The following is a 20,654-nucleotide window of genomic DNA, read 5'->3' as shown; positions in this document are numbered from 1 at the left end:
CGATGATCAAACAACAATTCAAAAGGGAGGAACTCCCGATGGAGGAACTTCAAAAATTAGGGCTGGCCGATTGGAATGTCCTGCACATCGATAATGACGACCTGGCGGCTTTGCTGAATGGTCGCCGGACAGATATGCTGCGTTTGGAAAATCTGGAACAACAGGGTTTGCATATCCCGGCGTTAGATGCGAAGCTATCGCTTCGCCGCAATGAAAGCGGCGGTGTGGAACTCTTAGCGCACCCGATCTATAAATTTGCCGAAGGGCCGGAATACCTAACCGATACCGAAATTGAAAGCCTGGAAAAAGGTGAAGCGGTGAATGTGATAAAAACAATTAATGACGGCGAAGGCGATAAACGTGAAGTGCTGGTCGAATTTGATAAGGACACCAATGAGTTTATTACCGTCGATACCGGGAAGATTTTTCCACCGGATGAAATTAACGACATCCCGCTGACGCAGCAGCAAAAGAAAAATTACCGCAGAGGTAAAGAAGTCGAAACCGAAGACGGTACGACCATCCAGTATTCTGCCAAAGACAAACAGGCGATCCGTGCCGACCGTTTGGCTTTGATCGCTTCGGTGCTGATAGACGGCGGTGTTTCTTATGTATTGTTCAAAGGGCTGAATGCTCTGTTTAATAAGCCGCAGCATAAGGAACCCGGCAGGAACTTTCATAAAGCGATGGAGAAGCTTTCCGAAACGGAAGCGAAACAGGCTGCGCCGACAGTTAAGCCGGAAAACGATACCGACGAGGAGATTTCCGAAACGATCAGCCGCTGATGCACGCATACCTGACCCGTTTAGGCGTAAGGTCGGAAGTACAGCGTTTCTTCCGGCCTTTTTATACTTCAGATACTTTGGGTAACCTGGTCTTTACTTACGGCGGGGACGCAGAACATTTTGGATTTGCTTTTCATAGGGTGCCGGTAACGGACACGATTTGGCTGGCAGGTAACCTGCAATTTTCACAAGTCCGCATGGTTATCCTGTCCGCTTCGGCACTCGATGCGGTTTCCTGGCTGAATAAAAAGCTGCCCGCCTTTCCGCAAACCGAAAACTTATTGTTTTTGGCTTTGGGGGCTGGTGTTAGTGACGCGCAGCTTTTGTGGATTAGGGCGCATTTGGAATGTAAAGCCTTTAGGCTGTTGTTTGGGCGGGATGTGTTGGGGCGGATCGCTGATCTAAAGCTGGCGGCTGCCATAAAGGGCTGGCCTTTGTCGGTTTATTTGTCTGAAGGTGAGCAGATGGCTGTTAGCTTTCGTTCCCGCATTTTTTCGTTCAGCCAGGAAAATTTCAGCCTGGCGGTTTTTGAACGGGTGGCAGGGGTGCGTTTTGGTGTTGCCACCGATAAACCTAAAGTACACAATACCTATTTTGACGAGCTGAAGGCGGAAGCCGGGCTTTTGATTTGATTAATCTTTTTAAATTTTTATGGAATCCATTATTGTTGATGAGCCGCAGGTGATTATGATCCGGCCTGCGGCGGTGTTTGCCTTTGTGCATGCGCTGGCTTTTATGCTGTGCAGCCTGGGCTTTTTATTACTGGCCTGGCGCTTTTGGCCGGGGCTGGTCTGGATCAGTTTATTGTCTGCCGTATTTGGGCTTTACCGATTTTGGTTTATCCGCCACATTTGTTATACCATCACGCCGGAAATCATCCGCATCAGGCGGGGGATCTTTTTTAAGCGCACCGACCAGGTTGAGTTATATCGTGTGAAAGATTACATTTTAACGCAGCCGTTTTTATTGCAGGTCTGCGGCCTGATGAACCTGACGCTGAAAAGTACCGACCCGGAAAACCCCATTGTTTGGCTGCGCGGAATTCCGGCCTCCGACCTCGTAGATACCCTGCGCGGATATGTGCAGCAGGCCCGGCTGAACAATAAAATTTACGAGATCAATTAAACTTTTTTGTTGAAATCCGTTCTAATAACTAATTAAATTAGTATCTTTAAGTATAAAACATGAGGGCATTTTGACCCATTTGCCCGAGGTTGCTTAGCAAGGAAATCCGATCATTTTACTGTAATGAAAACGTTTGTTTATTTGGTTTTTACCTGTTTCATTTCTACCGGTGCCTTTATGGGTGCCTTGTATTCCAAAACACCCTTCCTGATGTATGCCGTGGGCTTCGGTATCTGGGCGCTGTTCGTTTGGGGCGTTTATCGCCGCATGAAAAAAAATGATGAGCGCCGGGATATGGAGCGCCAGTTTCAGAACTATATGCGTTACCAAGACCGCAGGCCCGGACGCTGAAAAAGACAATTAACCGACCCGCAGCCCCCAGCGGGTTTTTTGTTGCCCCAAATTTTAGGATATATGCCGAACTGATGCTCGAATAGACATTCATTAAATGATTTTATCATTGGGTTTTCTGATTGCCTCAAACTTTGAATCCTTAACTGATGGACAAATGTTTGTAAAGCTTACCTTAACCAACGAGCATAATATTATCAAATCATTAAGCTTTAAGAAACAATTGTCGGAATGAGATCAAGAGGTTGAAAAACTGCCGGTTGGAAAGTACTGATGCTTTAAAAATTATCAAAAGCCGTGACCATGAAAACAGTTTTTTCTACAGCGACCCGCCGTATTTCAATTCCGATATGGGCCATTATGATGGCTATTCCGAGCAGGATTTCGAGAACTTGCTCTCTTTACTGGCTAAAATAAAAGGTAAACTCCTATTGTCCGCTTACCCGTCCAGCGTTTTAGCGAAGTATGTTAAACAGTATGGCTGGGTAGAACTTGCTATTATTCAGCCAATTGCTGTTAATTCAAAAAACAGAAAGCAGAAGTTAAAAAAAAACGGAGCTGCTGGTTGCCAATTACCCATTTCATTTGGCTCAAAACTACGGCCAGCTATTATTTAAAAACCTCTAAACGAATTACACTATGCCAAACTGGTGCAGTAATATTGTTGAATTTAAAGGCGATGAAAAACAGATCGAGTCTTTGAAAGACCTTTTTGAACACCTTTCCCAAAAAGAAGATGAGACTGATCAAGGCCAGTTACCTGATTTTATTGCCAGTGGAAGGGGTGGTTATTTCTTTGAAATAGCATGGGATAATGATTATCTCAGCTATCAGACAAAATGGTCTCCGAATATCGCCATTGTAACCGAATTGGCGGATAACTATCAGGTCGGTTTTGTACAGAGTTATTCTGAACCGAACATGCGCATCTTCGGCGAAACTAATTATGACGGCAAAACATTGACAGATGTTTCGCTGAGTGATGAGGATTTTGAGCAGATTACTTTTGACGAAGAAAACGAGAAGTACCTGTTCGAGGGCGAAGCTTATGAAAGTGACTACGAAATATGGGAAACGCTGTTAGAACGAAAAAAAGACGGCCCGGAAAATAATCAATATATAAGAAGGTGATTTTTATTTCCTACCTATTGCCTTATGCTTATAAAGCATAAGCTATTGCACCCCGACCTATTAAGGCCGGGGTACTTTGTTGTGCCTTTTATTTGCCTGTAAGTTATTTTATTGCTTAAATTGCCAGCCTATTTTAAGCGAATGATTCTCATTCGCTTATTGTGATAAGGTTTCCTCTAAAAATAAACCCTATTACCAATTTCAGAAATAAAGGATTCCGTGGTTATCTTTCCTTATTATTTAATTAACGAATTTAAAGCGGCGGCAATCAGCATTAGGAGATCATTGTTCAAGTCTTTGGCCTCCTCATTGTTTGAATTTAATAATTTCCAACGATTGGTTGATTCGTCGCGTTCAAACAAAATGCTTCGCCCCAATATATTTACTTCGATCCATGGTACAGCACTATAAGGAAGTATATTTGCTTCAAAATACATTTCCTTTCCTTCATAAAATACAGGTACATATAGCTGCTCTTCCATGGAGCAAATCTATTTATTAGCTGCCTAAATTATACACTTTATATTAATAAAAAAACAGGTACAGGTTCTCTCTATCTCTATATATAAAATCAAGTTTCCTCTGCGTTCTCGAAGAACAAGCCTGGATTCTGAATATGGTATTGGCAACTTAGGTGACAGACTTTTTATTCTAAAACCTTATTCGTCCTTTTATTTTCTTGATTAAACATTGGTTGAAGGCCAAAGTTTAAAGGACTGAATGCGCTTTTTAACAAGAAACGTGATACGCAAAAGGCAGCCGAGGTTAGCCCCGGTTATCTCAAAGCTAAAATGGACATGGATGAATTGAAAGCCAATAAAGACCGTGACATAAATTCCCGTTCTAATAACCAACAACAACGGGGATACACACATTCCGGCCCCCGTCGCTAATGCACCCTTTCCTCACCCGCCTTGGCGTTCCGCCTGAAGTGCAGTCATTTTTCCGGTCATTCTATCGCTATTTAATAAACCCCGACGTAGTCCGGGTGAGCTCAGGCCTGTTTTCAACCAGGTTGGATAGCCTTGAAATGTACCGTGTTAAAGATTACGTGATCCTGCAACCTTTAATTCTTCGGGTATTTAAACTGATGATTTTAACTTTGAAGACAACCGACCCGGAAAATAAGCGCGTCACTTTTACAGGTATACCGGTATCGGACATTATAGACACGATTCGAGATCATGTGCAGAAAGCCCGCTTGGATAATAAAATCGTAGAATTAAATTGAGTAAATTATTTTCCTTTATGCTTGGAAATAACTAATTATTTTAGTAAATTTAGCTATTAGAAGTCATGAAAACTGCCATTTACCTCCTTTTTACATTTTTTATTTCAACCGGTGCCTTAATGGCCGGTTTGAACATGAAACACCCATTACCATGTTTTGTGATCTCCTTTGGCGTTTGGGCAATCTTTATCCGGGGTTATATGAAACGTTCAAAAGTAGCTACGGACAAGCGTAACAACGAGCGGATGTTCCAGGCGCATATGCGCGAATTTTACCGCAATCAACAACGTTATTAGCCATGAGCGAACTATTATCCATACCCGTTAATTTCCAGGGCAATGAATTGGAGTTTGAGGCGCGGTTTTTTGATTATGGTTTTAGTCACCGGGTTGAAGTTAATATCAACGGCATCCCGGTGATATTCGAGCCGGATGAAGAAAGAAATTATAGGGCACTAATCAATGCCCGGCAACTGGAGGCCAATATAAGCACCTTAAATATTGGATTATTACAAGCTATCGCGCGACGGCTGGTGACATTGCCGACAGGTGATAACCAGCTGTAATTAAAATAAGCTCTCTCATTTAATTATCCGGTATGTCCGATCTTCGCCCAAAGCTCAGGCGTGCAGTCACCAACCGTCAATTCCGGGCCTAATGCACTTTCCAAAGTAAACCCGCCATTTTGATTTTTCGGTATAGCAGGGCTACTGCTGAAATAATCATATAATGCCTTGTCCTGTGGTGCCAGTGTATCCCGGTAAGCCCTGTCTTTTTCGGAAAGGGAATCTAAATATTTTTGTTGTTGCTTGTTCATAGCGGTTTAATTTTATTCGTCCTGGAACATATAAGAATAATATGGAAGACCTGGTTGGTAATTATTGGTGCCTAACACATGCACAAAAAAGTGGTCTATGGCATCAAAGTACATTTCTTTCGGTTTCATGAAACCATCGATAGGCTGGTCACAAACCAGGATGGTAAATACATAATTCGACCTGATCTCCCAATCGTCATAGCTGAAACGCAACGCATGCCCATCTACAAAGGGCTGAAATAAAGTAGCCGATAATACCGGGCCACTTTCTGTCTCCGAGGGCTCCCGCTCTTCGATGCCCATACTGAAACTGCCGTCCGAAAGGTAAATGACCTGCTTATCTTCTCCCTCAAAATACCGGAAATCATAAACTATTTTATCCCCTGTAATTTCAGAATTTTCTTCTGCGTAGTCGCTTTCCAGCTGATCAAAGTCCACGATGTTGAGCTGTTCTTTTTTTACCTGCAGCCTGGTCGTACAATAGTATTCAATGGCTTCAACCCAAAGTTTAAATTTCGGTCTTGCATAGGGAAGGTCATTACCCATAATCTGAAAATCATAGTTCATGGTTACCGGAAACAAAGTATCCGGAGAAAGCACATCGTTGATAATAACCCCAATGCTATAATCCGGACATTCAAACACGCTGGTCGAACACAGCTCACGTGCCGCTTTCTTTTCAGGAGGAATTACCCTTAAGGTTATACTGTTTTCAGGCGATACGATCAGGTCATCGCCATCCTGATTAATAATTTCAAAGCTGTTTTCCATAATTAAAAATTAAAATGGATCAGGTAACGCCGGGGCTTCGTTTTGTTGTTCTGCTGTATCTTCATCATCCCAGTTAGCCTCTCCCGGATAAAAATCCGAAAATTCAGGAATGGTGGTCAGGTAGTTTCTGGAATTTGGAAAGGAATACATATAAAATGCGATTGCTTCACGGAACAAAGGTATTTCCGTTTCTTTGGGTGCATTGCTGCTAAGTACCTCAAATACATAGCCTGCCGCGACACTGTTAAAATTGTCGCTATCCCGGTACAGCGAGATCCAATATAACGGGCCGGATTCCTCCACCGCCAGAATGCGGTCCTTCTCCACGCTCATCTTAAAGTTCTGCGATTCCATGCTGATGATATCGCGGTCCGTTCCCCTGTTTAAACTGAAATTACCCATCGCTGTAAATTTGTTACACAAATCTATGCTAAAATTATTAGCAAGTGCAAATATTTTCATCACTTTTTTACACTTGGCCGGATAAAACACATGAAAGTGCCCCCATCTGGGCAATACAAAAATGCCCCTTGCCAATTGAAAGTGACCACGTTGGCCAAAGCAAAGTGACCCCTGTTCGCCAGGTGAATTGCTTAGTGTGTTATTCCATAACCGGATTAGCCATGATCGGAAGCTTCGCGAATTGCAGCACTTCAAGACTCGCAAAACCAAATTCCTGCACCACCTTGCCGTAAATAAGGTAACAACCTGCACCCCGGAATGGATAGGACGGTGTAGTATTCGGGAAGTGCACCGTATCAAAAAAATGGCCTTGATGATCAAGGAAAGTACCAAACCACATATTTTGATTTGTTTTTGTTCTCACTGATTTTTCGCATACATATAAACCAACCATTTTTACCATTTGCCCGATATGATTCACCAAATCAACTGCCTGGATTTCTCCCCGGAAACAGGTTTCCAGCAAATCAAACATGGATAGGCTCAACGAGAAACCCAGTAATTCCAACTCATGATAAGCATTTTCGGGAGCGGTATTGACCAATACTGGTAAGGAATAATTTCGTGCTTCTACGGTAAACAGTTCCGTCTCATTGACCGGCTTTACTTTTGTTGCCATCAATAAATGAACCTCCCAAAGCAGCGCTTTTTTGCTTTTTCCGGTAAACCGTAATGCCCCGACACGGATTAAGATTATTGCCTGTTCCAGGCCGATGCCGGTACGCTTGACAAAATCTTCCAGGTTTTGATACAGGCCGTTTTGCCGCCGTTCTTCTGGAATCTTTTCGATGTAAGTTTCTGTTAAGCCATGGATGCCAAACAGGCCAAGGTAAACATCTATCCCACGAATGTTGACCAGATGGTCACTGTTATTTACGCAGGGTAGATGTACATGAGCTCCGGATTGCTGCAATTCGTGGACATAAAGGGCACGGTTATAAAAACCTCCATAGTTATTCAGTACAGCAACCATAAATTCCCTCGGATAGTAGGTTTTCAGGAAAAGGCTTTGGTAGCTCTCCACCGCGAAGCTGGCCGAGTGCGCCTTGGAAAAACTATAACCCGCGAACGAACTCACCTGCCGCCATACTTCCTTCACCACAGGTTCCGGTCTCCCCAGTTTGATGGCTTCTTCATGGAACCGCTCGACCAGCCGCTCAAACTCCTTTTTTGACCGGTATTTCCCACTCATTCCCCTTCTTAATATATCCGCATCCGTGCCATCCATACCGGCAAAATGTATGCAGATCTTAATCACATCTTCCTGGTAGACCATTACCCCGTAAGTTTCAGCTAATTGCTCTTTCATTACCGGGTGCAGGTATTGCACAGTTTCCGGTGCATGGTGGTATTTGATATAAGCCCCCATCATACCCGAACTGGCCACACCCGGCCGGATGATGGAACTGGCCGCGACAAGCGTCAGGTAATTATCGCAATTCAGCTTACGGATCAGTTGACGCATGGCCGGTGATTCGATATAAAAACAACCTATAGTATGGCCGGAAGCCAGTTTGGCATTGACCACCGGGTCACGCATAAAATTCTTAACCTGGTGGATGTCAATATTTCGCTGCTGGTTTTCTTCAACCAGTTTAACCGCCATTTTGATGTGCCCGATCCCGCGCTGGCTTAGAATATCATATTTGTCAAATCCAATCTTTTCTGCTTCGTACATATCCCATTGTACCGTGGCCATTCCTTTGGGTGGCATATCCAGCGCCGTATAATAGGTGATAGGTTCCTCCGAAATCAGTACCCCACCGGCATGTATAGACCGCTGGTTTGGCATATTCGCCATCAGTTCATAGATCTTCGTGATCTTTTGAAAAGTTTCATTGTTCCGGTTAATAGCCGATCTGGTTTGGTCAGTGAAGCCGTCGATTTCCGATTTAGGCAATCCCATCACTTTTCCAATCTCCCGGATAATACTGCGATCCTTAAAGGTTGACATGGTGCCTAACAGTGCCGTATGCTGACTGCCATACCGCTTAAAAATATAATCCTGCACATCTTCCCGCTCATCCCAGGAGTAGTCGATATCAAAGTCAGGAGGGGAGGTGCGCTGCGCGTTTAAAAATCGTTCGAAATACAGGTTAAGTTCCATCGGATCAACGTCCGTAATGCGCAGGCAATAGGCGACAATACTGTTAGCGCCCGAACCACGCCCCACATGATAAAAGCCTCTTGACATCGAGTAACGAATAATATCCCAGGTGATCAGGAAATAGGCACAGAAGTCCAGTTCATAAATGACTTTCAATTCATGTTTCACTTTTTTCAAAGCTTCCTTGTTACTTTTCCCGTAACGATATTCCATCCCGGACATGGATAGCTTTTCCAGCAGTTCCTTATCGTTCTTTTTATTACCGGTAAAGGTTTTACGGTTGAGGTTGGTGCGGCCTTTCGGATAATTCATTTCGCACCTGTGCATCAGGTTTCGGGTGTTGTCCAGGATAAAAGCATATTTCGAAAACCGCATCTCTAACTCTCCCGGTTTCAGGAACATATCAGTGGGTTTACATTTGTCCTCCGGTTTAACCAGGGTTAACACCGCATTGAGGTCAATACCCCGTAAATATTCATGCAAACGATACTGAATTTTGTCAGCCACAAACACGGGTTGCAGGGCAAGAAGTTTGTCCCGGATCGGGCTTAGATCTTTGCCATATAATAAATTGAGCTGATCGAAACGGATGCCGAGGTATTCGTTCTCCCGAAGGATGCCTTTATAGCCGTAAGTGTAAATAATAAATGCGTCGCTGAATGCCGGTACTATATCAGGTAATTCCTTTTTTTCGAGGTTATGCTCGCTTAAAAAGTCATTCAGTTCCTTCATTCCTTCCTTATTCCGGGCCACGCCAATATACAGCAGGTGTTTCTCCCTGCGGAATTCCATTCCCGCTATAGGTTTAATCCCTTTTTCGCCGCATTCCCGCATAAATTCCATGATGCCCGTCGAATTGTTGATATCGGTAAGCACCATTTGTGTGATGCCGCGTGATGCCGCTTCCTCCACGAGGTCTGGGATAGACATCGTGCCATAGCGCAGGCTATATTGGGAATGTACGTTGAGATACATACATTACAGGTTTAAATTGATACTGGATGCCAGCTTGATAGCCTGGTCACCGAAACGTCTGCGGATCTTATCCATGGCCTGGCAAAGGCTGTATTGTTCTTCCGATTCCGAGTAGAGATCGATTTGCTCAAATCCGCCAACGAGGTTAGAGAATTTTACGCCGATCAGCCTGATCAGCAGCCGCTTTTGATAAAGTTGCCGGAATAATTCCCTGGATTTATTGATAAGTGTACTGTCCAGCGCGGTGTAACCGATCACGCTTTGCTTACTCACATCTTCAAAAGTGGAATAACGGATACGCACGGTAACACAGGCCGTCTGTTTATACTTTTGGCGCAGTTCAAACGCCAGTTCCATGACCATGGCGGTCATCAGGTTAAGGATGGATTCAATATCAATACTGTCATTCTTAAACGTGCAGTCCCTTCCAATACTTTTTTGTTCCTGGTAAGGAACAACCGGGGCTTCATCGATACCCTTTGCTTTTTGCAAAAGATAAATGCCGTTTTTTCCTAAAATACTGGTCATGTATTCCGGGTGAACCTGGGTGAGCGTATGGATTTTTCGGATACCCATATCACTTAATTTCATAAACGTTTTGTCGCCAACGCCAGGTAGCTTGCTGATCGACAGCGGATTTAGAAATGGTTGTACCTCCGGCTGTTCAATGTTAAGTTCCCCATTGGGCTTACATTCGTTGGTCGCCATTTTAGAAACGGTCTTGTTGACCGACAAACCGAAAGAAATCGGTAAGCCCGTTTCCCTGATTACCCTGGCGCGTAACTCATGCGCATATTTCAGGGTGCCGTGAAAACGATCCATCCCGGTCATATCGATATAATGCTCGTCGATGCTGGCCTTCTCGATCAGTGGCACCCTTTCTTTTAATATTTCGGTGATCTCTTTGGACGCAGCCGAATAAACATCCATATTACCTTTGATCCATATTGCATCCGGGCATAACATCCGCGCCATCCTGGAGGACATCGCTGAACGCACTTTGAATTTCCTGGCTTCGTAACTACAGGAAGCTACCACGCCACGGTCAGACGGGCTGCCGATAATAACAGGCTTGCCGGCTAAACTGGGATCTTTTCGAACCTCTACCGATACAAAAAAAGCATCCTGATCCATATGGATGATGTGGCGGCTGGTACTCATGTTATAAAAAGTTAATTCGGACTACAAAGCTATGCTAATATTTTTAGCATTTTAAATTTTAATTTTAGAAATATTTTCCACATTAAATAACAGAACGCTACTCGATATGCATTTTTTAAAAAATGGGGGGGGGTAAGCAGCCGTTGATTTGAAATGCAAACTATTGGCTTATTTTAAGTTGTTTAATTAGTGCTTTTAATTAAATTTAGAGATTATAAACCAGCACTAAGTATATTAGAACATGAATCCTGCGATAGAGAAAACACGATACAACGAAACGGAATTGTCTGAATTTAAAAGCCTGATCCTGGGAAAAATCCAATCAGCAAGAGAAGAATTATTGGACCTGGCGGGTTCCATCAGCAGGCTAAACGCTAACGGCACAGATGATACGGCGAGCTCACATAATACGCTGGAGGATGGTTCTGCTACAGCCGAAAAAGAGTCTATTAACCAATTGGCATCCCGCCAGAAAAAGTTTATAGATCAGCTCGAAGCCGCATTGGTTAGGATCGAAAATAAAACATATGGCATCTGTAGGGAAACAGGTATACTGATCCAAAAAGAACGTTTAATGGCTGTACCGCACACTACATTAAGCATGGCCGCTAAATTAAAGCAGTAGGACTTTATGATGCGATGGCCAATTCCAACGCTGGAAGTTCCGCATATTCAAACGGCTCAGTAGGGTCAAGGGAAGCAAGGAATTCCTTTGCAATAGTGCATGCTGTCATTTTTTCTGCCGGAAACCCGGTTTTAGCTATTTCCATAATGCGCTCATCACTCAGGTCCTCCATCATCCATTCCCAGGCCAGTTCATCTGCTAGTATTGTTGGCATCCTTTTTTTAGAATTGTGAACCTGCTCCATCAGGCGGGTCGCAGGTGCCGTGGTTATCGATAGTGTTTTTACCGTTTCGCCGGTATCTTTATCCGTCCAGTATTGCCAGATACCCGCGAGGTAAAAATATTCCTGGTCTTTTAAACCGATATGGTACGGATATTTATCAGGTGTTTTTAAAGGTAAGCCTGTTTTTTTATGGTTGCGGTAAACATGCCGCCACTCAAAGAAACCGGTGGATAACACCAGGCAACGGCGGTTTCTTGCTGCGTCTGCATACATGGATGGCTTGGTGCCCTGCTCATTCATGAACAGGTTTTCTGCCTTGGCGTTTTGGGTAGTATATCCCGTATGCCATAATCCTTTTGTATCCTTGTAACCTAAGCGGAATTTTTGAACCTGTTCACGGTTTTTGACGAATTCCGGTAAAAACCCCCATTCCATTTGTTCGATCTCGAAGTTATCATGTGCGTCATTTGGCACTAATACGGCAATAGGAACATCGCTAAATCCGCTGATCACCCCTTTATTCAGGAAGTCATAATTTTTGATATCCTTTTCCAGTTGCAACAGCTTTATAAATTCTGCCCTGGAAACCCTTTGCCCGTTATAATAACACATAACTATTTGTTTTTTAAATACGCTTCAATTCTCGCACCAAAAAATTCTGCTTCCTTTTGCCTGCCCTGTGGTATCGATGTCCAAAAAGGCCGGTTACCGCCTAGCGCTTCATAAACAACCAATGGTGGCCGGGGATCAGAAAACACAATATGGAAAACCTCGTCCCCGCCAATCTGGTGGCTGGTCACAGTCATTACAATATCACTCAATTCTATTACAAAGGCGTCGCTGCTGTCCATTGATATATAAAATTAGTAAGAAAAACTTGTAATTACGATGGTGGTCAAAATTGGATTGTCTTTCAGGTAATTTCCTTCGGCTTGGGTCTTGGATCTTCGGTGGTAATCTGCATTTGCGGATAGTCCAGGCGGCGGGCGTACCATAACACGGCAGAGGAAACAATTTCCAGCCCCTCCATGGTCCAGCCTTCTGTTTCAAAGGCCAACCACAGGCCATGATCGTCCCCAACAACATGAATCTCGCCGGGAGCCGGACTAAAACCTTCCGTTTCCCGGTTAAATACATTCACCCGCAGCCCGGTTTCTCCATGAACGATAACATCCCGCCTCGCATCTTCCAGTAAAAAGTAATTATTTTTTTTCATCTGCTTCCCCAGAATGGTCCTTAAAGTACTCCCGCGCCTTTTTCAGGCCGGCTGCGATTGCAATTCCTTCATCGCCACTTTCTTTTAAAATTTCGTTGGCAATTTCCACAGCTTTTTCCCGCAGCTTTTTGGGCTGATTTTTATAGGATGGCGGGTAATCTCCGTTATGCCAGGGCATATCTTCAGTTATTAAATTATTGCTCAATCATATTTTGCTTCGATGGATTGCTTTATGGATACAAATACGTCTTCATCCAGTGGTTTGCCGGATATTTGCATCCAGTCTTCGTTATGCTGTAATTCCGCGATAAGCTGACCATCATAAGCGATCAGGTAGCTATGTCCCGTTGGCGTTACCTCGAAACTGGTTAAGCCACCGTGGTAATATGCCTGAACATAAAAACTTTCGTTTGTTCCGTTTTCTTCATTGCCTGTTAAATCCGAGTCGCCACGATCCAAACCCTGGATATGCGCAGCCAGCTGTTGTTGTTCATCGTCTGTCAGCAAATCACCTTCATATACCCATTCATACGGGTCGTCTTCCTTATGCGCAAATGTGCCCGCATCAATGGTATCGCCGGGATTGTCTTCGGTATTCGCAGCAAACGGGTCATCGTATCTCGATGCCTGGAGATGATAAACCCCAGTATATTTAACAGCGCCATGGTCCTCATAGGATACCGGTTCGATTTCAATATATAATTTGCTGCCGTCTTCCCGATCCAGCACCAATGATGATGTGGTGATCATAATGTTTGATTTATATATAGGACAAACGCCTGTACGACTTTGTTTTATATGAGGGACAATCGTATCTTGTAAAACTGATCAGCATTTTTTAGTTTAAAAACCATAGGCTGTATGAGTGATAATCACACATCTTTTATTAAAGGGGAAAGATACCGGGTGTCCTGCGCGGAGATCCGGCTGGTATGTGACGGCCAGATTCATTTTGTACCTGTCTTTGACCACTTGCATGCAGACCCGCAATTTGGTTTTCCGCATAAGCACTACCATATCGACGGACGATTTTACCTGCATCCCAATATTCAGCATACCTTTCAGGTGAATAACGGGCATACCGCGATGGTGATTACTCCCGGAAAAAGTTCAACTTATGAATTCCTGGCTATCGGATTTCATGACCTGCTATGCGTTGAGACAACAACCGGATTAGTAATACCAACTCATCCGACAAAACAGCAAAAGCCAAAACTTGATCAATATAAAGCATGGTACCAGAATTTCATCGGCCAAAAATGCGAAGGGCGCAAATGCCCTCATTTCGGAACTGAAATGTTGGAAAGGAGCGGCCAACTGGTTTGTCCGATGCATCATTTAACAGCGGATCTCCAAACTCAAATAATTGTCAAAAGGCAGCTTGTTAAGCCAAATATTGAAATTTCGGGTAATCTATAAGTCTATTAGTAATAAAGTCCTGTTGCCTTTGGAACCACTCGTTTGAATCTATATAATTCCGGCCACAATTTCAGGTACCTCTTTTATCGCTTCAATAACTGCCTGAGTAAGTCCTGTTGACATTTCCATTTTATTACTGGGATGATTGACCCAATGTTCGCCTTTTTTGATAAGGCTATACCTGGTATTGTACATTTCAATAGCTACTTCGAGCGGCTTTTTTTCGGTGATGAAAAAATAATAAGTTCTGTTCTGATAATGTGCTTCTAATTTGCCTTCCATTGCTTTTGTCTTGGGAACCTATTGATCAATTTTTAAATTTTCAGGATCGTTGATTACGATTTGTGGCTTATCCTTATACATGGTTACCGTCCCGCTTACGGTGATGTTTTTATCGTTGATCATAGTCGCTAGATCTTTGGCTTTTCCCTTTAACACGACGGTTAGTTGTTGATTGGGGTAAGCGGCACCTAAATTTACCAATACCATACTGCCAATATCTTTTAAACCAAATACTTTACCCTTTAACGTAACTTCCTTTCCGGTGTTAGCAGCTACTTCGGTCAACTTGATAGGGTTGGGCTTTGTTGCTATAGTATTTATGGATGGAGTGGATAGCGGTTTAACATTGGTAATCTTGACATGCTCATTTTGAAATACTTTGTTAAGCTCTCCGGCAAGCCGGATGCCGGCCTGTTCAATGCGCAGGTGAATGATAGCAATGGACTTTTTATAATAAGCGTCATCAATGGTTTCACCTGGTTTGATATCGGCATATAATTCACTGCTGATCTGATAGCTTTCCCACAGCCATTGCATTGGGCTGTCCTGCTGCCATTTTTTAATTTGTACATCAGTTGCCCAATCATATTTTTTGGCCATTTCCGCATTGTTCAGACCCTCGTGATCAATCATTTTGCTATCCCACAAACTGTGCAGGTTGGTGCCGTTATTATCATAGCGAACCTGTATATCATTTCCGCCTTTATCTTCTGCCCGGCTTACATGCATCGGTTGATGTGCGTCGCCCACCAGGTGGATCAGGAATTTTAATGCTTCGTTTTTTTGATCCACATTTAAGGTCTGGTCATTCAGGTTGGCCTCTGCCTTTAGAATCGCAGTATAGATATTGTCCTTATCCTGTTTACCAACTGCCTCCACGAACTGGTCATGTGTTAGATCCAATGGGAGGTTCAAAAAATGCCATGGAATCGTTTTCTCATATTTTTTATCGTCACGAATCTCGTCAGCCCATGAACTGGCATCAGTAATACTTTCACCTTTTAGATAAAAGGCGACTGCCTTTGCCGTATTTGTAGATAAATGCTTTTCTGCAATGGTGGCAACCGTCCGGTGGCCTTTCGCTCCCCAGGAAGCCAGGCCGATAACTAATGTAATCAAGGATACAGGTAGGATGTATTTTCTCATGAGGTAAACATACAAAAGGTGCTTCGCTGTTCAATGCTAATTTTAGTAGTATTTTTAAAAAGCCTGTAAATCAATCTGAATATTTTTGAGGTTACTAATGAGTTTAATCCATTCCTTCATTAAAAAATTCACTTATTGGTATATCTAATGCTTTGATGATTTTAAGCAAACTGACAAAATTCATGCTTTCGCCAAGTTCACATCGACGCAGCAACATCCTGTCGATATTGTTTTTAAAGGCGAATTTTTCGTAATTCCAATTTCCGCCAGACATACGTAAGGTTTTTATCCTGTTACCTACTTTCTTCAATATTTTTTCCGTAGTATCCGTGCCGTCGAGCAGGTTTAATTCGTTTGATATCATGCCGTAAAAGAACATAATAAAGGCGGTTTAAATAACCCCTTATAGGAGGTATCATAAATGTTAGTAAATGACTGTCTTTGTTTTTCTTTGTTTTTTGCCGTTGCCTTCGGCCGGGCTTTCCGGTCCAATCTTTTACAAAGGATTTACCCTGTAATCCCTAACTGGGGAGTTGTTTTATGATCTTATTGAAGCACCATGCCGGAAAATCAGGTTCATTGTTTTCGCCCCGGCTTCACGCTTCACCCAATTTTTCGGCCGCACAGCAAAAATCTGACTGCCGTATGTCCCCAAGCTTCACCCGAATAAGACCGTACGCTACGCTTAACCTGGCTTATTCCGCCCGCTCATCCGGCCGTCAGGCCCTTGCTTTTTCCCTTTATTTGATGACGGTCAACACCGGTTTAAAAATGGAACCAAGCCCTTCGGGTGCTGCGCCCGGTACCAAAACCGGGGTGCAGTTCCATTATTAAACCTCCATTTTATTGTTTTTTGGAATGTCTTTAAATGCTTCCCAATGGCATTTTGTGTTTGATGGCTGATTCATTTGACCTTTGCTTGAGGCAAATTTATACCTCCCCGGCTCTCAAGACCATGCAGATGCCGCTATAAAAAATCTCCACCCTCGCTACTCTTCGGGTAGTATTTTTTCGCGTCAGCCTTGTTCGCCCGCCCCACGCGCAAATATTCTGCCTCTATCAAAGCCAAATGAGGCTTTTGCCGAAATGGCTTAAAAAGAGATTAAAAAAGCAGAATTATGAAATGGTTTAATGAATGTAAAACACTCGATGAGGTCAAAAAGACCTACAAACAACTGGCTAAGGAACATCACCCGGATTTAGGAGGCGATACTGAAACCATGCAGGAGATCAACAAGGAATACGCTTTTGCCAGTGCCAAAGCGATCAAGGGGGAAAACCTGTCTGAAGAAGAAACGGAAAGTCAGATCCTGTCATCGGAGGCCTACAGGGAAGCACTCGAAAAGATCATCCACATTGATGGTATTGTGATTGAACTGGTTGGTTTTTGGATCTGGGTAACCGGTGAAACCTACACGGTAAAGGTGCAGTTAAAAGAGGCCGGTTTTTTCTACGCCTCTAAAAAAGTAGCCTGGTATTTCCGCAGCGAACAATTTAAAGTTGGCAAGGGTGGTAAAAAGACCCTTAATGAGATCCGCAGCAAGTACGGCAGCGAGATTATTAACGACGATAAACCAAAAAAGAACTATATCAAAAACTAATAGCGAGGGGCGCGAACCGCGCAATTATTATGAAAAATGATTTTAACGAAAGAAAAGCAAAACGTATTGAAACAGCCCTGAACAGGGCTGCAAAGAATGAAGCGGAATCAAACCAATTGTACAAAACAGCGCAGTACATGGCTGGGATGATCCCCTTGGGGCAACCCATTTTAGTTGGGCATCATTCAGAAAAAAGGGATCGGAATTTCAGGAACAAGATCCATAACACTTTTGGCAAAGCCTATGAAAAATCAAACAAGGCCGAATATTACGAAGACAAGGCGGAGGCCATCGCCTATAATACGGCCATATTTTCAGATGATCCCGAAGCCCTGCAAAAACTCAAATTCAAATTAAAGGGATTGCAGGAACTACATGAGTTTATGAAAGCGGCTAATAAGTGCATCAAAAAGCAAGACAAAACCGGGTTTTTAGCTTTGCCTTTTGCTACAGAGCAGCTTTGGGTGGAATTATTTACGCCTGATCGGTTCAAGCGCGCCGGGTTTCCCTCATTCAAGCTTACTAACAATAATGCAACGATACGGGCTACGGAAAAACGTATGGAGGAACTGAGCAGGAAAATAACCAAACCAGTTTTTGACGAAGTAATTAACGGTGTTCGCATTTATGAAAATACAGAAGCTAATCGCCTTCAACTCATTTTTGAAGGTAAGCCGGAGGAAAAGATCAGAAAAGAATTAAAAGGTCATGGTTTCCGGTGGTCACCGACCGAAGGGGCATGGCAAAGGCATATCAGCGATTATGCCCTTTATGCCGCCAAACAAATCACCCAAAACATAACCAAATAAAATATTTACCTGTAAAATTTAATGCCATGAGTATTTTAGCTAATGATACTGAGAAAAAAGCTTTAAAAGTTTTAGCCAATACCTTACGTTTTTTTGAAAACACCAACCTGTTATTTATGAGTGCCGAAGATGCCGAAAAAGCGAGGGAGGCGGAAAACATCCTGCGAGGGATCATCGAAACCAATGGATTTACCGCCAATTACAAAAAAGGGAAGGGAACTAAATTAGTTCGTGTTAAGTTTAAAGGCTTAAGCAGCCTTTTTAATCCCGACCAGTTAGATAACTTTTGTAAAGTGTAATTTTTTTCAGGATGATGCAGAGGCATTGGTCGATAACATAAACCTTGTCGGTATTATGGGGAAGGTATTGCCTTTGCAATTTAAAAATGCTTTCCCCCATAATTTTGATGTAATCCTTGCATTATGATGTGGAAATTGATTTTTGAATTGGCAATAGTAAACATTTGATTGAGCAGCACCTGAACAATGTGAATGTTGAGATTATTGTTTACTTACTTCAACAGAACTTCTGTTTAGCATATGTGCCAATTCTTTATTTTATATTTTACATTTCATTTTGGATCATATATGTAGGAACGACCTAATAAATGGCATTAAAAGGATGAAAGCTTTATCAATGCAATGATTAAGTTTGCACAAACAGGGTAAATAGCCAGTATTAGTATTTAATAATTCAATTTTTTATAATGAAGGTAAAAATAACCTTTATCAGTTTTGTTCATTGTGATAGATTTTAAGAGATTCCCAACAACGCGATACCAAGGTAGTAAACGTAAAATTCTTCCGTGGATTTATGATTGTATAAAGGATTTAGAATTTGAAACCGTAATTGATGCCTTCGGGGGCTCTGCTAGTTTTAGTTTTTTGGTAAAAAAAATGGGTAAATCTGTTATTTACAACGATTTGATGAAGTTTAATTACCTGATTGGGAAATCTTTAATTGAAAACCAGTCAGTAGTTGTTACTCCAGAAGAATTGGAATTTGTTTGTAACAATAATTGTGTGGGTAGTGATTATAATTTTATTCAGCAAAATTTCAGCGACATTTATTATTTAGATGAGGAAAATGAATGGTTGGACAATATTATATATAACATAAATAATCTGCCCGGTGACACTAATTTAGTAGAACATAAGAAGGCTATACTTTTCAATGCCTTGTTCCAATCAAGTTTAGTGAAGCGACCATTCAATTTGTTTCATAGAAAAAATCTTAATTTAAGAACCGCTGATGTCAAACGTAATTTTGGAAATAAGGTAACCTGGGAAAAAACTTTTGAAAATCATTTTTTGCGATTTGTAAAAGAAATCAATGAAAGCGTATTTAATAATGATAAGAGGTGTTTAGCTCTAAATAATACAGTATTAGATCTTGAGGTTGACGGTGTAGATTGCGTATATTTGGATCCGCCATACTTTAAATCGAATAGCAAAAATGAAACATCAAATTATTATCAGTGTTACCATTTTTTGGAAGGTATAGCTAATTATTCTAATTGGGGTTTACTGATAAATGATGATTTAGCGAATAAGGGATTCAACAGTAATTCGAGTCAACAGCATTTTAATAAAGTGAGCCTGGAAGAATCTTTTGAAGAGCTTTTTCTGAAATTTCAGAACAAAACAATTATATTATCCTACAAATCAGGTGGGCATCCTTCAATTGAATTTTTGGAGGGGCAACTCAGGAAAATGGGGAAGAGAGTTGTTACAAATACTACCAATCATTCATACGCTCTAAACAAGGATGGAAAAAAAGGAATACCATCAATAGAAGCTTTAATTATTGCTAAATAAATGACATCATCTGAAAGAGTTTGGCCAAAAAAAATTACTGTTGATCGTAAGGTTATACAAACTCTAAGTGGTGCAACATATGATAGTTTTCCAAAGTCACTCAAAGAAATAATTATTAATAGTTATGATGGCTTGGCCTCTGATGTACACATTTCAATTGATACTGATAATGAAACTATAACAATTGAAGATAATGGAATTGGTATGACTGCTTCTGACTTTGATTTCTATATCCGAATAGCTGGTAGTACAAGAAGCAAGGAAAGTGCAGCTTTTAATCAATATTCACGGCCAAAAGTTGGCAAGTTTGGAATCGGTTTTTTGTCTACATTCCCATTTTTCAAAAACTTTTATATAGAAAGTAAAAAGCGAAACTCCTCCGAATATTTATATGCAAATATTCCTTGTTACAAATATTTTGATAAGGAAAATAAATTATCAGACGTAAGTGATATACCTATTTCAGGAGGCGTTAGAATAAACGAAATATCCAGAAATAAGCAATATACTAAAATTGTATTGTCAGGTTTTACTAATTTATCATGGGCTTTTTTCAAAGAGGAGTATTCAATAAAAGGAAAACGTGATACAATTTTAAAAT

Annotated in this window: 30 protein-coding genes and 1 pseudogene; 17 read left to right on the top strand and 14 right to left on the bottom strand. The window is 41.9% G+C overall.

All coding sequences use genetic code 11. The annotated features are described in order from the left end of the window. The first annotated feature begins 2 nt into the window (after nt 1-2). From AC1DQW_RS06555 to AC1DQW_RS06530, 6 genes and pseudogenes are all read left to right on the top strand, one after another. Nucleotides 3-785 (top strand): DUF4099 domain-containing protein, encoded by a 783-nt coding sequence (locus tag AC1DQW_RS06555; protein ID WP_477453352.1) that lies wholly within the window; start codon nt 3-5, stop codon nt 783-785. Next, nucleotides 785-1,417, top strand: coding sequence for a hypothetical protein (locus tag AC1DQW_RS06550; RefSeq protein WP_477453351.1), 633 nt, complete (start codon nt 785-787; stop codon nt 1,415-1,417). Before AC1DQW_RS06555 ends, AC1DQW_RS06550 begins: the two co-directional genes overlap by 1 nt. Nucleotides 1,418-1,436: 19 nt before the next feature. After that, nucleotides 1,437-1,910: a PH domain-containing protein gene (locus tag AC1DQW_RS06545; protein ID WP_477453350.1), complete on the top strand. Its 474-nt coding sequence runs from the start codon at nt 1,437-1,439 to the stop codon at nt 1,908-1,910. A 123-nt stretch (nt 1,911-2,033) separates the two neighbouring features. After that, a complete protein-coding gene (locus AC1DQW_RS06540; RefSeq protein ID WP_477453349.1) occupies nt 2,034-2,261 on the top strand; it encodes a hypothetical protein in 228 nt (75 codons plus the stop codon). Between the two features lie 230 nt (nt 2,262-2,491). Next, a pseudogene (locus AC1DQW_RS06535) lies at nt 2,492-2,878 on the top strand (DNA adenine methylase); the annotation flags it as partial. 22 nt (nt 2,879-2,900) lie between these two features. Continuing rightward, nucleotides 2,901-3,392, top strand: a complete 492-nt coding sequence (locus AC1DQW_RS06530) for a DUF1281 family ferredoxin-like fold protein (protein WP_477453348.1) — start codon at nt 2,901-2,903, stop codon at nt 3,390-3,392. Nucleotides 3,393-3,628: 236 nt separating this feature from the next. Here the strand turns inward: AC1DQW_RS06530 and AC1DQW_RS06525 are convergent, their stop codons facing one another. Next, entirely contained in the window at nt 3,629-3,874 is a 246-nt protein-coding gene (locus AC1DQW_RS06525; RefSeq protein ID WP_477453347.1) for a hypothetical protein, read from the bottom strand. 410 nt (nt 3,875-4,284) lie between these two features. Here AC1DQW_RS06525 and AC1DQW_RS06520 point away from each other — a divergent pair, with 410 nt between their 5' ends. The 3 genes from AC1DQW_RS06520 (at nt 4,285) to AC1DQW_RS06510 (ending at nt 5,188) form a co-directional block, all read left to right on the top strand. Then, on the top strand, nt 4,285-4,623 hold the full coding sequence (locus AC1DQW_RS06520; RefSeq protein ID WP_477453346.1) for a PH domain-containing protein: 339 nt from the start codon (nt 4,285-4,287) through the stop codon (nt 4,621-4,623). A 65-nt stretch (nt 4,624-4,688) separates the two neighbouring features. After that, complete coding sequence (locus AC1DQW_RS06515) at nt 4,689-4,919, top strand: hypothetical protein (RefSeq protein ID WP_477453345.1); 231 nt, start codon at nt 4,689-4,691, stop codon at nt 4,917-4,919. A 2-nt stretch (nt 4,920-4,921) separates the two neighbouring features. After that, complete coding sequence (locus AC1DQW_RS06510) at nt 4,922-5,188, top strand: hypothetical protein (RefSeq protein WP_477453344.1); 267 nt, start codon at nt 4,922-4,924, stop codon at nt 5,186-5,188. A gap of 23 nt (nt 5,189-5,211) precedes the next feature. On the opposite strand, the gene AC1DQW_RS06505 is transcribed toward AC1DQW_RS06510, so the two are convergent. The 5 genes from AC1DQW_RS06505 to dinB form a co-directional block, all read right to left on the bottom strand. After that, entirely contained in the window at nt 5,212-5,439 is a 228-nt protein-coding gene (locus AC1DQW_RS06505; RefSeq protein WP_477453343.1) for a hypothetical protein, read from the bottom strand. A gap of 12 nt (nt 5,440-5,451) precedes the next feature. Then, nucleotides 5,452-6,210 (bottom strand): hypothetical protein, encoded by a 759-nt coding sequence (locus AC1DQW_RS06500; RefSeq protein ID WP_477453342.1) that lies wholly within the window; start codon nt 6,208-6,210, stop codon nt 5,452-5,454. Nucleotides 6,211-6,219: 9 nt separating this feature from the next. After that, complete coding sequence (locus AC1DQW_RS06495) at nt 6,220-6,672, bottom strand: hypothetical protein (protein WP_477453341.1); 453 nt, start codon at nt 6,670-6,672, stop codon at nt 6,220-6,222. Between the two features lie 139 nt (nt 6,673-6,811). Continuing rightward, nucleotides 6,812-9,754: a DNA polymerase III subunit alpha gene (locus tag AC1DQW_RS06490; protein WP_477453340.1), complete on the bottom strand. Its 2,943-nt coding sequence runs from the start codon at nt 9,752-9,754 to the stop codon at nt 6,812-6,814. A 3-nt stretch (nt 9,755-9,757) separates the two neighbouring features. Next, nucleotides 9,758-10,915, bottom strand: coding sequence for a DNA polymerase IV (gene dinB / locus AC1DQW_RS06485; RefSeq protein WP_477453339.1), 1,158 nt, complete (start codon nt 10,913-10,915; stop codon nt 9,758-9,760). A gap of 241 nt (nt 10,916-11,156) precedes the next feature. Here dinB and AC1DQW_RS06480 point away from each other — a divergent pair, with 241 nt between their 5' ends. Continuing rightward, nucleotides 11,157-11,540, top strand: coding sequence for a TraR/DksA family transcriptional regulator (locus AC1DQW_RS06480; protein ID WP_477453338.1), 384 nt, complete (start codon nt 11,157-11,159; stop codon nt 11,538-11,540). A gap of 4 nt (nt 11,541-11,544) precedes the next feature. Here AC1DQW_RS06480 and AC1DQW_RS06475 read toward each other — a convergent pair whose 3' ends face one another. From AC1DQW_RS06475 to AC1DQW_RS06455, 5 genes are all read right to left on the bottom strand, one after another. Beyond that, the gene (locus AC1DQW_RS06475) at nt 11,545-12,375 is read right to left on the bottom strand and encodes an SOS response-associated peptidase (RefSeq protein ID WP_477453337.1); all 831 of its coding nucleotides are present in this window, start codon (nt 12,373-12,375) and stop codon (nt 11,545-11,547) included. Between the two features lie 2 nt (nt 12,376-12,377). Beyond that, nucleotides 12,378-12,614, bottom strand: coding sequence for a hypothetical protein (locus AC1DQW_RS06470; protein ID WP_477453336.1), 237 nt, complete (start codon nt 12,612-12,614; stop codon nt 12,378-12,380). A 62-nt stretch (nt 12,615-12,676) separates the two neighbouring features. After that, a complete protein-coding gene (locus tag AC1DQW_RS06465; RefSeq protein ID WP_477453335.1) occupies nt 12,677-12,979 on the bottom strand; it encodes a hypothetical protein in 303 nt (100 codons plus the stop codon). Further along, entirely contained in the window at nt 12,966-13,157 is a 192-nt protein-coding gene (locus AC1DQW_RS06460; protein ID WP_477453334.1) for a DUF2188 domain-containing protein, read from the bottom strand. Before AC1DQW_RS06460 ends, AC1DQW_RS06465 begins: the two co-directional genes overlap by 14 nt. A 23-nt stretch (nt 13,158-13,180) precedes the next feature. Beyond that, entirely contained in the window at nt 13,181-13,729 is a 549-nt protein-coding gene (locus AC1DQW_RS06455; RefSeq protein ID WP_477453333.1) for a hypothetical protein, read from the bottom strand. Nucleotides 13,730-13,840: 111 nt separating this feature from the next. Here AC1DQW_RS06455 and AC1DQW_RS06450 point away from each other — a divergent pair, with 111 nt between their 5' ends. Then, entirely contained in the window at nt 13,841-14,398 is a 558-nt protein-coding gene (locus AC1DQW_RS06450; RefSeq protein ID WP_477453332.1) for a hypothetical protein, read from the top strand. Between the two features lie 48 nt (nt 14,399-14,446). Here AC1DQW_RS06450 and AC1DQW_RS06445 read toward each other — a convergent pair whose 3' ends face one another. The 3 genes from AC1DQW_RS06445 to AC1DQW_RS06435 all read right to left on the bottom strand — a co-directional run bounded on the left by AC1DQW_RS06445 (nt 14,447) and on the right by AC1DQW_RS06435 (nt 16,190). Next, a complete protein-coding gene (locus AC1DQW_RS06445) occupies nt 14,447-14,680 on the bottom strand; it encodes a hypothetical protein (RefSeq protein WP_477453331.1) in 234 nt (77 codons plus the stop codon). Between the two features lie 18 nt (nt 14,681-14,698). Then, entirely contained in the window at nt 14,699-15,826 is a 1,128-nt protein-coding gene (locus AC1DQW_RS06440) for a S1/P1 nuclease (RefSeq protein WP_477453330.1), read from the bottom strand. Between the two features lie 103 nt (nt 15,827-15,929). Next, entirely contained in the window at nt 15,930-16,190 is a 261-nt protein-coding gene (locus AC1DQW_RS06435; protein WP_477453329.1) for a helix-turn-helix domain-containing protein, read from the bottom strand. 176 nt (nt 16,191-16,366) lie between these two features. On the opposite strand from AC1DQW_RS06435, the gene AC1DQW_RS06430 reads away from it, so the two are divergent. The 6 genes from AC1DQW_RS06430 to AC1DQW_RS06405 all read left to right on the top strand — a co-directional run. Next, entirely contained in the window at nt 16,367-16,660 is a 294-nt protein-coding gene (locus AC1DQW_RS06430; RefSeq protein ID WP_477453328.1) for a hypothetical protein, read from the top strand. Nucleotides 16,661-16,944: 284 nt separating this feature from the next. Beyond that, a complete protein-coding gene (locus AC1DQW_RS06425; protein WP_477453327.1) occupies nt 16,945-17,427 on the top strand; it encodes a J domain-containing protein in 483 nt (160 codons plus the stop codon). A 29-nt stretch (nt 17,428-17,456) separates the two neighbouring features. Beyond that, nucleotides 17,457-18,236, top strand: coding sequence for a DUF3560 domain-containing protein (locus AC1DQW_RS06420; RefSeq protein ID WP_477453326.1), 780 nt, complete (start codon nt 17,457-17,459; stop codon nt 18,234-18,236). Between the two features lie 26 nt (nt 18,237-18,262). Then, nucleotides 18,263-18,535, top strand: a complete 273-nt coding sequence (locus AC1DQW_RS06415; RefSeq protein WP_477453325.1) for a hypothetical protein — start codon at nt 18,263-18,265, stop codon at nt 18,533-18,535. A 444-nt stretch (nt 18,536-18,979) separates the two neighbouring features. After that, nucleotides 18,980-20,053 carry a DNA adenine methylase gene (locus AC1DQW_RS06410; RefSeq protein ID WP_477453324.1) on the top strand — a complete coding sequence of 358 codons (1,074 nt, stop codon included), beginning with the start codon at nt 18,980-18,982 and terminating at the stop codon, nt 20,051-20,053. Continuing rightward, nucleotides 20,054-20,654, top strand: a 601-nt coding sequence (locus tag AC1DQW_RS06405) for an ATP-binding protein (RefSeq protein ID WP_477453323.1), incomplete at its 3' end; no start/stop codon positions are given. It lies immediately after the preceding gene.

The organism is Mucilaginibacter sp. P5_A4, from assembly GCF_056400605.1.
This window is presented reverse-complemented; position numbering and strand designations above follow the sequence as displayed.

What these genes read in the sequence shown, in the direction of transcription:
- AC1DQW_RS06555 (WP_477453352.1), top strand. Translation starts at nt 3, where the DNA reads ATGATCAAACAACAATTCAAAAGGGAGGAACTCCCGATGGAGGAACTT.
- AC1DQW_RS06550 (WP_477453351.1), top strand. Translation starts at nt 785, where the DNA reads ATGCACGCATACCTGACCCGTTTAGGCGTAAGGTCGGAAGTACAGCGT.
- AC1DQW_RS06545 (WP_477453350.1), top strand. Translation starts at nt 1,437, where the DNA reads ATGGAATCCATTATTGTTGATGAGCCGCAGGTGATTATGATCCGGCCT.
- AC1DQW_RS06540 (WP_477453349.1), top strand. Translation starts at nt 2,034, where the DNA reads ATGAAAACGTTTGTTTATTTGGTTTTTACCTGTTTCATTTCTACCGGT.
- AC1DQW_RS06530 (WP_477453348.1), top strand. Translation starts at nt 2,901, where the DNA reads ATGCCAAACTGGTGCAGTAATATTGTTGAATTTAAAGGCGATGAAAAA.
- AC1DQW_RS06525 (WP_477453347.1), bottom strand. Translation starts at nt 3,874, where the DNA reads ATGGAAGAGCAGCTATATGTACCTGTATTTTATGAAGGAAAGGAAATG.
- AC1DQW_RS06520 (WP_477453346.1), top strand. Translation starts at nt 4,285, where the DNA reads ATGCACCCTTTCCTCACCCGCCTTGGCGTTCCGCCTGAAGTGCAGTCA.
- AC1DQW_RS06515 (WP_477453345.1), top strand. Translation starts at nt 4,689, where the DNA reads ATGAAAACTGCCATTTACCTCCTTTTTACATTTTTTATTTCAACCGGT.
- AC1DQW_RS06510 (WP_477453344.1), top strand. Translation starts at nt 4,922, where the DNA reads ATGAGCGAACTATTATCCATACCCGTTAATTTCCAGGGCAATGAATTG.
- AC1DQW_RS06505 (WP_477453343.1), bottom strand. Translation starts at nt 5,439, where the DNA reads ATGAACAAGCAACAACAAAAATATTTAGATTCCCTTTCCGAAAAAGAC.
- AC1DQW_RS06500 (WP_477453342.1), bottom strand. Translation starts at nt 6,210, where the DNA reads ATGGAAAACAGCTTTGAAATTATTAATCAGGATGGCGATGACCTGATC.
- AC1DQW_RS06495 (WP_477453341.1), bottom strand. Translation starts at nt 6,672, where the DNA reads ATGAAAATATTTGCACTTGCTAATAATTTTAGCATAGATTTGTGTAAC.
- AC1DQW_RS06490 (WP_477453340.1), bottom strand. Translation starts at nt 9,754, where the DNA reads ATGTATCTCAACGTACATTCCCAATATAGCCTGCGCTATGGCACGATG.
- dinB (WP_477453339.1), bottom strand. Translation starts at nt 10,915, where the DNA reads ATGAGTACCAGCCGCCACATCATCCATATGGATCAGGATGCTTTTTTT.
- AC1DQW_RS06480 (WP_477453338.1), top strand. Translation starts at nt 11,157, where the DNA reads ATGAATCCTGCGATAGAGAAAACACGATACAACGAAACGGAATTGTCT.
- AC1DQW_RS06475 (WP_477453337.1), bottom strand. Translation starts at nt 12,375, where the DNA reads ATGTGTTATTATAACGGGCAAAGGGTTTCCAGGGCAGAATTTATAAAG.
- AC1DQW_RS06470 (WP_477453336.1), bottom strand. Translation starts at nt 12,614, where the DNA reads ATGGACAGCAGCGACGCCTTTGTAATAGAATTGAGTGATATTGTAATG.
- AC1DQW_RS06465 (WP_477453335.1), bottom strand. Translation starts at nt 12,979, where the DNA reads ATGAAAAAAAATAATTACTTTTTACTGGAAGATGCGAGGCGGGATGTT.
- AC1DQW_RS06460 (WP_477453334.1), bottom strand. Translation starts at nt 13,157, where the DNA reads ATGCCCTGGCATAACGGAGATTACCCGCCATCCTATAAAAATCAGCCC.
- AC1DQW_RS06455 (WP_477453333.1), bottom strand. Translation starts at nt 13,729, where the DNA reads ATGATCACCACATCATCATTGGTGCTGGATCGGGAAGACGGCAGCAAA.
- AC1DQW_RS06450 (WP_477453332.1), top strand. Translation starts at nt 13,841, where the DNA reads ATGAGTGATAATCACACATCTTTTATTAAAGGGGAAAGATACCGGGTG.
- AC1DQW_RS06445 (WP_477453331.1), bottom strand. Translation starts at nt 14,680, where the DNA reads ATGGAAGGCAAATTAGAAGCACATTATCAGAACAGAACTTATTATTTT.
- AC1DQW_RS06440 (WP_477453330.1), bottom strand. Translation starts at nt 15,826, where the DNA reads ATGAGAAAATACATCCTACCTGTATCCTTGATTACATTAGTTATCGGC.
- AC1DQW_RS06435 (WP_477453329.1), bottom strand. Translation starts at nt 16,190, where the DNA reads ATGATATCAAACGAATTAAACCTGCTCGACGGCACGGATACTACGGAA.
- AC1DQW_RS06430 (WP_477453328.1), top strand. Translation starts at nt 16,367, where the DNA reads ATGATCTTATTGAAGCACCATGCCGGAAAATCAGGTTCATTGTTTTCG.
- AC1DQW_RS06425 (WP_477453327.1), top strand. Translation starts at nt 16,945, where the DNA reads ATGAAATGGTTTAATGAATGTAAAACACTCGATGAGGTCAAAAAGACC.
- AC1DQW_RS06420 (WP_477453326.1), top strand. Translation starts at nt 17,457, where the DNA reads ATGAAAAATGATTTTAACGAAAGAAAAGCAAAACGTATTGAAACAGCC.
- AC1DQW_RS06415 (WP_477453325.1), top strand. Translation starts at nt 18,263, where the DNA reads ATGAGTATTTTAGCTAATGATACTGAGAAAAAAGCTTTAAAAGTTTTA.